11 protein-coding genes are annotated in these 9,010 nt (G+C 70.7%); 7 read left to right on the top strand and 4 right to left on the bottom strand.

The genetic code is table 11. The features are described from left to right. From ACLN58_RS13270 to ACLN58_RS13250, 5 genes are all read left to right on the top strand, one after another. On the top strand, positions 1-562 hold a 562-nt coding region (locus ACLN58_RS13270; RefSeq protein WP_415855735.1), incomplete at its 5' end, for an SDR family NAD(P)-dependent oxidoreductase. Between the two features lie 51 nt (positions 563-613). Then, positions 614-1,189: an NADPH-dependent FMN reductase gene (locus ACLN58_RS13265; RefSeq protein WP_415855734.1), complete on the top strand. Its 576-nt coding sequence runs from the start codon at positions 614-616 to the stop codon at positions 1,187-1,189. A gap of 149 nt (positions 1,190-1,338) precedes the next feature. Next, positions 1,339-1,515 carry a hypothetical protein gene (locus tag ACLN58_RS13260; RefSeq protein WP_415855733.1) on the top strand — a complete coding sequence of 59 codons (177 nt, stop codon included), beginning with the start codon at positions 1,339-1,341 and terminating at the stop codon, positions 1,513-1,515. Between the two features lie 61 nt (positions 1,516-1,576). After that, the gene (locus ACLN58_RS13255) at positions 1,577-1,885 is read left to right on the top strand and encodes a PadR family transcriptional regulator (protein WP_415855732.1); all 309 of its coding nucleotides are present in this window, start codon (positions 1,577-1,579) and stop codon (positions 1,883-1,885) included. Beyond that, positions 1,882-2,700, top strand: a complete 819-nt coding sequence (locus tag ACLN58_RS13250; protein ID WP_415855731.1) for a permease prefix domain 1-containing protein — start codon at positions 1,882-1,884, stop codon at positions 2,698-2,700. Before ACLN58_RS13255 ends, ACLN58_RS13250 begins: the two co-directional genes overlap by 4 nt. Before the next feature lie 192 nt (positions 2,701-2,892). On the opposite strand, the gene ACLN58_RS13245 is transcribed toward ACLN58_RS13250, so the two are convergent. Next, entirely contained in the window at positions 2,893-4,653 is a 1,761-nt protein-coding gene (locus ACLN58_RS13245) for a DUF222 domain-containing protein (RefSeq protein WP_415855730.1), read from the bottom strand. Positions 4,654-4,740: 87 nt separating this feature from the next. Continuing rightward, a complete protein-coding gene (locus ACLN58_RS13240) occupies positions 4,741-6,192 on the bottom strand; it encodes an NCS2 family permease (protein ID WP_415855729.1) in 1,452 nt (483 codons plus the stop codon). A 114-nt stretch (positions 6,193-6,306) separates the two neighbouring features. Here ACLN58_RS13240 and ACLN58_RS13235 point away from each other — a divergent pair, with 114 nt between their 5' ends. Then, complete coding sequence (locus ACLN58_RS13235) at positions 6,307-6,597, top strand: hypothetical protein (RefSeq protein ID WP_415855728.1); 291 nt, start codon at positions 6,307-6,309, stop codon at positions 6,595-6,597. Between the two features lie 42 nt (positions 6,598-6,639). Here ACLN58_RS13235 and ACLN58_RS13230 read toward each other — a convergent pair whose 3' ends face one another. Beyond that, entirely contained in the window at positions 6,640-7,287 is a 648-nt protein-coding gene (locus ACLN58_RS13230) for an FAD-binding protein (protein WP_415855727.1), read from the bottom strand. A 282-nt stretch (positions 7,288-7,569) separates the two neighbouring features. Here ACLN58_RS13230 and ACLN58_RS13225 point away from each other — a divergent pair, with 282 nt between their 5' ends. Further along, positions 7,570-8,604, top strand: coding sequence for a universal stress protein (locus tag ACLN58_RS13225; RefSeq protein ID WP_415855726.1), 1,035 nt, complete (start codon positions 7,570-7,572; stop codon positions 8,602-8,604). A 16-nt stretch (positions 8,605-8,620) separates the two neighbouring features. Here ACLN58_RS13225 and ACLN58_RS13220 read toward each other — a convergent pair. Continuing rightward, positions 8,621-9,010 (bottom strand): C40 family peptidase (locus ACLN58_RS13220; RefSeq protein ID WP_415855725.1); only part of this gene is annotated, 390 nt, incomplete at its 5' end.

Here is a 9,010-nt window from a genome sequence, read left to right as displayed (position 1 = left end):
CGAGGCCAGCGTCCAGGCCGCCTTCGCCGAGACGACCGCGCGAGGCCCGCTCGACGTCGTCGTCGCCAATGCCGGGGTCCAGCTCTTCGGCCACGACGCCCGCGTGGGCGACCTCGAGCTCGACGTCTGGGAGAAGACGGTCCGCATCAACCAGCGCGGCGCGTTCCTCACGCTCAAGCACGCGGTCCGCGCGATGGCCGGCCGCGGCGGCTCGATCATCTGCACCGGAAGCCCCACCGCCGTCGTCGCGTGCGGCCAGACGTTCACGGCCTACACGAGCTCGAAGGCCGGCGTCCACGGCCTCGCGCGCGTGGTCGCCGCGGACTACGCGTCCGAGGGCATCCGCGTGAACACGATCGTGCCCGGCTACACCGAGACGCCCCTCGTGCGGACCATCGCGGAGGATCCCACGCAGCGCGCCGGGCTCGTCGACGCGACCATGCTCGGCCGCGCGGGCCGCGCCGAGGACCTCGAGGGCATCATGGTCTACCTCGCGAGCGACGACTCCGCCTACGCCACCGGCGGCCTCTTCACCGTGGACGGCGGCCTCACCGCCCTCTGACGCCTTCGGAGCCCCGTGGGTAAGCTGGGCATGTCCCTTGAGGGGGGAACTATGACGCGCATCGGCATCATCCTCGGAAGCACCAGGCCACACCGGAACGGGGAACAGGTGGCCCACTGGGTCCTGGACCTGGCGTCGCGGCGGCCCGACGCGGAGTTCGAACTCGTCGACTTGCGGGACCACCCGCTGCCACTGCTCGACGAGCCGTTCCCGCCGTCGTTGGGCCGGTATCAGAACGAGCACACCAAGCAGTGGGCGGCGAGGATCGCCTCCTTCGACGGCTTCGTGTTCGTGACGCCCGAGTACAACCACAGCACCTCGGCCGTGCTCAAGAACGCGATCGATTACCTCTACTCCGAGTGGAACAACAAGGCCGTGGGCTTCGTCTCCTACGGTTCGGCGGGCGGGGTCCGCGCGGCCGAGCAGCTCAGGCTCATCGCGGGCGAGCTCCAGCTCGCGGACGTCCGCGCGCAAGTGATCCTCCCGTTCGCCACCGAGTTCGAGAACCGCCGCACCTTCGCCCCGGACGACTTCGCGGTCCGCAGCCTCGACGCCATGCTCGGGCAGGTCATCGCGTGGAGCGAGGCCTTGGCCCCGCTTCGGAGGAAGCGGAGCGCGGCCGCGTAGGGCGGTACTCGCTCCCATCCCCGCGAAAGTCGAGTACTTCCTACCCAAGACGCGCCCCGCCGCGCGGTGCGAAAGTGGCTGCAGGGCGGCGGGCATCGTCCGCCCGCCAGGCAGGAGGGACCCGCCGGGCAGGAGGGAGAGGATTGGCCATGACTGAGAACGAAGTGCCGTCGGTCGATCTCGACCGTCTTGAGCGCCTCGTCGAGCGGTTCGAGCGCGCGGGGGCGTCCCTCGCGGACAGCGAGGACAGGCTCGCACGGGCGGTGCAGGTCATGAAGGAGCGTGACCGCGCCCAGGCCTTCGACGCGTGGCGGCGCGGCCAATAGCGCGAGCCCTTGCCAGAACTGCCTCGACTACCTAGATTGTCTAGGTATGGGACGAAGTGGAGTGAACGGACAGCTTGACTTGCTGCTCCTCGCCTCGCTCGGAGCGGGCGAGGCGCACGGCTACGCGCTCATCGCGCGCATCCACGAGCGCAGCGGGGCGCGGCTCGACCTTCAGGAAGGGTCGGTCTACCCCGCGCTGCACAAGCTCGAGGCGGCCGGGAGGGTCGCGAGCCGCTGGGCGGACGACGACGGCGCCCGCCGTCGCGTCTACTCGCTCACCACGGCGGGGCAGACCGAGCTCGCGAGGCGTGCGGAAGAATGGAACGGCTTCGCGGCCGCGGTCCGCGGGGTCTTGGGGGCGGCGTCGTGAGCGCGCCGGGTGGGCCGGACGCGCCCGGTGCGCCGGTGGGACCCGAAGCTCCCAACGGGCCTATCGACGCCTACCTCGACGAGCTTCTCGTGGCCTCGCGGGACGCCGAACCGGGGGCCGCGCGGCGGCTCTTAGCGGAGACGGAAACTCACCTGCGGGAGTGCGCTTCCCGGCTGCTGGCGCAGGGCCTCGATCCGGTGGAGGCGGAGCGCGAGGCGGTCCGCCGCTTCGGTCCGGTCAGGACCGTGACGCCAGCGCTGCGCACACCACTCCGGGCCGTCGGCCAGCTTCCGTTGCGCGCGTTCGTGCGTCCGCTCGTCGGGCTCGCGGCGGTCGGCGCGATTGCCGTCGGACTCAGCGGAGCCCTCTCCGAACTCTTCGGCCGGATCTGGGGCGCGGGCTTCGTGTCCGGCGATCTGCCCGGCGTCGCGTACACCGCCGCCCGCTGCGCGGTGCTGCAGGCGCCCTACCCCGGGCTCGACTGCGCGCAGGCGGCCGCCGAGCACCACTGGGGCGAGGTCGTCGAGTACCGCGTGGTGCTCGGCGTGCTTGGGCTCGCTCTACTCCTTGTGTGGCGCTTCCTGCCGCGTGAGGCCCCGCTCCCGACCGGCCTCGCGCCCGCCCTCGCGGGCTCGGCGTTCCTGCTTGCAGCCGCCGCGACGGGATTCCAAGCCCTCAACGCCGCCGTCCAGGGCTGGCAGGGTACGGGGGCGTGGCTCAGTGCCGCAGCGATCTCGCTCCCGCTCGCCGTCGTTTTCGGAGTCGCGGCCCTGCGTGGGCTGCGCGCCGCGCCGTTGACGAGTGCCCTGCTCTAGACGATGCACACGCGGTTTCGCGCGGCTTGGATCAGCGCTCGCGGGGCCTGACTTGCGCTCGCGGGGCCTGGCTGCGCTCGCGGGGCCCGGCTTGCGCTCGCGGGGTCGGGGTTAGCGCTCGCGGGGCCTGGCTGCGCTCGCGGGGCCTGGATCAGCGCGTCAGCGCCCGCATGTTGGCAGAAGGCGAACCCGTCATCCCACTCGGAGCGGGCGAGGGTTCATGAGGGGCAGCGACCCTGGCAGGTGGACTGGCGGGGAGAAGTACTCGTGGCCGGTCGGGGTGACGGTGAGTATGTCTCCGCGCGGACCTGTGCCGTCGCACGGGTCGGCTCCAACGACGGCCTGATCCCATCCAGGTGACTCCTTGGTGTGGTTGCATGCCTCACAGAGCCCTTGACCGTTCTCAACGCTGGTATCCCCGCCCTCGACCGCGGGAACCACATGATCGATGTGCCGGATCGGCGCGTCGCAGAACGGAGTCCGGCACCTCTGATCGCGGATCTCGATGAAGTCGGCGAGTGCCCGCGGAAAGCGGCGCAACTTCGAGTCCAATGCCGCCAGCTCTCCCGTCGAAGGATCGAGGAACAGCCGCCGAAGCCATACCCCAGCGAGCGCGGCTGCGCCGGTGCCCACTTCTGCGGCGGCGCGTCTGTCTGCGTTTGCGGGGGCGGCGCTTGTGCGTGCGCCTGCGGCGTGGCGTCTGTCTGCGTCTGCGGCGGCGCGTGTGTCTGCGTCTGCGGCGGCGCTTCTGTCTGCGTCTGCTGCGGCGGGGCGTCTGCCTCCACCTGCGGCGGCGCGTGTACCTATCTCTGCCGCGACGCGTGTGCCCATCTCTGCCGCGACGCCTGGCGCCGCACGAGTGTCGACCTCGGCCGCGCCCGCTCGTGCCGCCGAGCAAGCGTCCGCTGCCGTGTCGAGGCCGCCCGCGGCGACAGCATCCGGTGCCGCGCGAGCGCCCGACTGGCCGGGGAGTCCCCGGGCCGACGCGGCGATCATGTTACGCGCCTGCGCAGCCGTGATCGTCCCATACCCCTGCAGTATGGCCGACTCCCGGCCGCCACCGAAGAGCGATGCATCGGTCATGACGAGCCCGACGCGCAGCGGCACGGCGTCCGCCTGTGCCTGCCCCGTGACCCTCTCGACGAGCGTGTCTGCGGCGATCTGCCCGGACGTTCGATCATCCCCAACAGCCCGCGCCGCGCCAGAGGCCTGCCGCAAGGCACCCTCGACGGCCGCCGCCTGGGCGACGGGCAGGATGGCGGTCAACTGGGCCATGGAATCTGGCAGCCGTCGGAGGGTCACGCGGCGCTGGGACTCGGCGTGACGCACGCGCGCGAGGGCGGCCCCGCCGTCGATCGCGTCGACGCACGCGCGCACGGCGTCTTGGACGCCCCGATCGCCGAGGCCTTCAAGCCGGCGGGGATCCCCGCATAGGTCCTCGTCCGCAAGGGAGCGTTCGGCTGGCGAGAGTGCCTCGACGCCCTCCGCTACCGCGACGGCGCGGTCCTCGTTGAGCCGCCCGGCAGCGAGGGCGGTGAGCGTGTAGGGCAGCTCCTCCACTAGTCGCCTCGCCGCCGCGAGCAGCCGCGAGCCCTTCGACGGCGAGACGCCGCGTGCGAGTGCGACCTGCGAGGCGGCGGAACGTTCCCGCACCGTCGCTGCGCTTCGCCCGGTCTTTCCCTCAAGGGCCACCGCGCGCGGATCCGCGCCAGCCGCACACAATTCGGCAAACGCTGCTTCGGCTCGAACCTGCTCGGCGGCTGCTGCGGCCTTCAGCCGCTCGAGTACGGCGATTCGGTCGATCAGCCCGGGGCCGGTCTCCTCGGCGCCGGACTGGCCTTCGCCCGCACGCCCACGTCCGAGCCGAGACGCGAAGTTTTCGATGTCCCTAGGTGTTAGCCCGGACATGCCGCGGCCGAGCAGATCCTCGATCTCGCTGCGCCAGTCCCCCATGGAGCAAGTCTATCGAAGTTAAATTCGATGGACAAGGTTAGAATCATAAATATGTTCTAATAATCTGCTTCCCGAACAGCGGGTCGGTTAGAGCCCGAGCGCCTGCTCGATCGGCCCGAGGGCGAAGAAGAGGAGGAACGCCGCCGCGACGGCCCACATGAGCGGGTGGATTTCCTTGGCCCGGCCCTGGAACGTCCGCACGATCACGTAGCTCACGAAGCCCGCGCCGAGGCCGTTCGCGATCGAGTACGTGAACGGCATGAGCACGATCGTGAGGAACGCGGGGATCGCGATTCCGACGTCCTTCCAGTCGATCTTCGCGACCTGTTGGAACATGAGGAAGCCGACCACCACGAGCGCGGGCGCCACGGCCTCGAACGGCACGAGGTTGATGAGGGGCGTGAGGAACATGGCGAGCAGGAGCATGATGCCCGTGACCACGGAGGCGAGTCCGGTCCGGGCGCCCTCGCCGATCCCCGCGCCCGACTCGACGAAGATCTGATTCGAGGAGATCGACGAGCCGCCGCCCGCGATCGCGCCGAACGCGTCGACGAGCAGCACGCGGTCGACGTTCGGGATGTTGCCCTTCTCGTCGATGTTCCCGGCCTCCCGGGCCAGACCGACCATCGTGCCCATCGCGTCGAAGAAGATGCTCAGCAGGATCACGAAGGCCATGAGCAGCGCCGCGAGCACCCCGAGGTGGCTGAACGCGCCGACGGGGTTGGCCTTGCCGAGGAGGCTCAGGTCGATCGGCTGGACATTGCCGAGGCCGGGCACCACGAGGGACCATCCGGCGGGGTTCGGCTTCTGGCCCGGCGCGACCGACGGCCCGATGTGGAACACGAGCTCGAGGACGTTCGCGAGGATCGTCGCGCCGATGATCCCGATGAGGATCGCGCCGCGCACGCGGCGGACCATGAGCGCGATCGTCAGGACGAGGCCCACCACGAACACGAGTGTCGGCCAGCCGATGAGCCGGCCGTCGATGCCGAGGCCCAGCGGGACGGTCGTGCCGGCCGAGTCCGGGATGCGGCGCACGAAGCCAGCCTCCACGAGGCCGATGAGCGTGATGAACACGCCGATGCCCACGACGATCGCCGTCTTGAGCCCCTCAGGCACGGCCTTGAAGACCGCGGTCCGGAAGCCCGTGAGGACGAGCACGAACATGACGACGCCCGCTACGAGGACGAGGCCCATCATGTCCGGCCACGTCACCCCGGGGTGGGTCGCAATGGTCACCGCGACGAACGCGTTGACGCCGAGCCCGGTCGCGAGCGCAAACGGATGCTTGGCCCACACGCCCATGAGGATCGTGAGGACGCCGGCCACGAGCGCGGTCGCGGCGGCGACGCGCGGGATCCCGAGCGTGTTGCCGGCCGAGTCCGCGCCGGAGAGGATGAGCGGGTTGAGGACCACGATGTAGCCCATGGCGAAGAACGTGGCCAGCCCGCCGCGGATCTCTCGCGCGATGTTGGAGCCTCGCTCGGTGATCTTGAAGTAGCGGTCGAACGCTTTGGTCGACACGGTCGTGGTCGACATGGGAATCCCCTCGGGGTAGGCGCAGGATATCGTGCCTATGGTAGTGCCGGAGGCAACCATGATCGCGCTGATCACGTCCGGCTGTGACCGAAGACTCCCGGGAAGGGGACCAGCTTGAGGCTCGCGCGGGGTGCCGTGGTAGCGGTGGCGCTCGCCGTCGTCGTCCTCGGAGGGCCTACGGTTGCCGCGGCCTCGCCCGTCCCGCTCCCGGGCATTCAGACGTCCGCGCCGGGGACCGTCCAGACCCCGTCCGCGGTGCCGGCGGCGCCGGGCGAGCCGTTCCCGTGGGCCTTCGTCGTGTTCGGGGTCTTGGGCGTCGCGCTGCTCATCGCGTGGGCGGTTCTGGCGCGCCGCGACCGCGGCTCAGGCGCGGAAGAAACAGACGACGACGGCGACCGCGCCTAAGCGCCCCGCCCTGCCGCCCGCGGTGGTGAGGCGGGTCGGGGCTTACGCGGGCTGGAGCGGCGACGCAAACTGCCCGGTCGGCGGGCGCACCGCATCGTGGGTGCCATGGCCGGCGCGCGGGGCGCCTGTGGCCTCCGCGACGGCCCTGCCGACGTTCTTGGCCTGCCACAGCAATTCGCGCGTGGACGGCGACGAGAGCTCTGCGACGCCGATGAGGTAGAGCCCGATGCTCGCGAGCTCCTCCATGAGCTTCTCGCCGAGGGAGAAGCCGAGGTCCGCGAGGAAGCGGCGCAGCTGGTTGTGCGCGCAGCGGGTCAGGACCACCGCGTCGGCGAAGATCACGCCGGATTCCGTCCGGACGGCCCAGCGCAGCCGCGAACCGGGGTGGGGCTGCTCTACGAGGGCGAGATGCTGTGCGCGGACGGTCGCGCGGACGTCGAGGCTGTGGCTCGCGGCGTGCTTGCGAAGGTGCCGTATGACCTCGAGGTATTCGACCGATTCCGCCGAGGCAAGATCCGTGACCCGGAGGGCCGTTGTGGCCGTGGCGGGCGCCCCCGATTCGAGCCCCTCAACCGTCACCGTGGACACCCCGTGCCGGCTCAGCTCGCCCGCGACAGCGAGGCCCGAGAGGCCGGTACCGATCACCACGGCCGTCGTGGACTCCGAAGTGGTCAGCGGCGGCGTGGACACGTGGTCGACTCTCCTCCGGTCGGCGGATGGTGTGGGTGAGTGCGTTCTCCACCCCCCGGTAGGCGGCACTTCTGGGAACACTACCCCCATTCGGCAATGACCGGTAGGCCCCTCTCACAAGGTATGATCCGCCGCGCAGAGGAGTCCCGGGGGTGCCCTCGCGGCGCCCCGTTCGGCGGTTGTGCGGCCCGCCGTCGTCGGAACTTGACCCGCTCCGTAAACCGACCACCATTGTCATTTAAGGGGTCCGTGAGGCTCCCACCGCCAGGAGGAGGAACTCAGATGGCAGACCAGACCGAGCGCGAGTCCGGCCGGGGTGAGGGCGAGGACGCACCGCTGCCGACTGGCATCGTCGTCGGCGTTGACGGCTCGGACCACGGCAGGTGCGCCCTCATCTGGGCCGCGCGGGAGGCCCAGCGGCGCAGAAGCCCGCTCCACGTCGTCACCGCGTACAGCGTGCCGATCTTCGCCGCGTCGGGGCTCGACGGCGGCTACTCGACGATCGATGACACCGTGATCCAGGACGGCGCCAAGGCCGTGCTGCGCGAGGCGCTCGACTCGATCGAGCGGTTCGACGGCCTCGACGTGACGTCTTCGGTTGAGAGTGGGGACGCTGCGGGCGTGCTCCTGCAGTTCTCCGAGACCGCCGAGCTCCTCGTGTTCGGCTCGCGCGGCCGCGGCGGCTTCGTGGGGCGGCTCCTCGGTTCAGTGAGCAGCGCCCTCCCGGCCCACGCGAAGTGCGCCACCGTGACCGTGCCGCTGCGGTTCGCCCAGCGGCTCGGCGAGTCCGTCGACGACAAGCGGGTGCGCGCCGAGGAGGCCAGGGAGGCCCCCAAGGCGGTCGAGCATATCGTCGCGGTCGGCGTCGACGGCTCCGAGCAGGCGCGCGTCGCGGTGCTCGTGGCCGCCGAGGAAGCGATGCTGCTCGGCGTCCCGTTGCGCGTGATCTGCGCCGTTCCGCAGTTCAGCGGCAGCCTCGCGTGGGTGCCGGCGCCCGTGGATCGCGAGCAGCTGTTCAAGGACATCCAGGCCCAGCTCAAGGCCGGGACGGCCTGGCTCCAGAGCCACTTCCCGGACCTCGAGGTCCAGACGAGCCTCGTCGATGGCGCGCCCGTGGACGTGCTCGTCGATGTGAGCCGCGGTGTCGACCTGCTCGTGCTCGGCACGCGTGGATACGGCGGCTTCGCGGGGATGCTGCTCGGTTCGACGACCGACGGCGTTCTGCATCACGCGAAGGGGCCCGTCATGGTGGTGCCTGATCACCACGACGATCGGCTCGCGGACCGTCCGAGCTTCGGGCCGATGCTGCAGACGTGACCGTTCAGGTGCCGGGCTAGTACCGGGCGACCATGGGCCACACGCCGGACATCCACGCGAGCGGCGTCACCGTGATCCCGTCCGACGGGTTGAGCGCGTTGACGATCTTCCCGTTCCCGATGTAGATGCCGATGTGGTAGAAGTTCCCGGCCGTGCCGAACACCACGAGGTCGCCGGGGCGCGCGTTCGCGAGCGGGACCTTGGTCGGCGCGGAGTTGTACTGCTCCGTCGCCGTGCGGGGCACCCAGATGCCGGCCGCGCTGAATGAGTACCAGACCAGGCCGGAGCAGTCGAAGCCCGTCGGTCCCGTGCCGCCCCACGCGTAGTAGTTGGGCGGGCCTACTTTGGACATCGCCGTGTTGATCGCGCCCTGAATGCCTGAGCCCGAGGGCGCAGGAGCGGGCGC

The organism is Sinomonas sp. G460-2 (assembly GCF_047759905.1).
In the GTDB taxonomy this organism is placed as follows: domain Bacteria; phylum Actinomycetota; class Actinomycetes; order Actinomycetales; family Micrococcaceae; genus Sinomonas.
This window is presented reverse-complemented; position numbering and strand designations above follow the sequence as displayed.

Excerpts from the sequence above, each read along its gene's own strand:
- ACLN58_RS13265 (WP_415855734.1), top strand. The coding sequence starts at position 614 with ATGACGCGCATCGGCATCATCCTCGGAAGCACCAGGCCACACCGGAAC.
- ACLN58_RS13225 (WP_415855726.1), top strand. The coding sequence starts at position 7,570 with ATGGCAGACCAGACCGAGCGCGAGTCCGGCCGGGGTGAGGGCGAGGAC.
- ACLN58_RS13260 (WP_415855733.1), top strand. The coding sequence starts at position 1,339 with ATGACTGAGAACGAAGTGCCGTCGGTCGATCTCGACCGTCTTGAGCGC.
- ACLN58_RS13240 (WP_415855729.1), bottom strand. The coding sequence starts at position 6,192 with ATGTCGACCACGACCGTGTCGACCAAAGCGTTCGACCGCTACTTCAAG.
- ACLN58_RS13245 (WP_415855730.1), bottom strand. The coding sequence starts at position 4,653 with ATGGGGGACTGGCGCAGCGAGATCGAGGATCTGCTCGGCCGCGGCATG.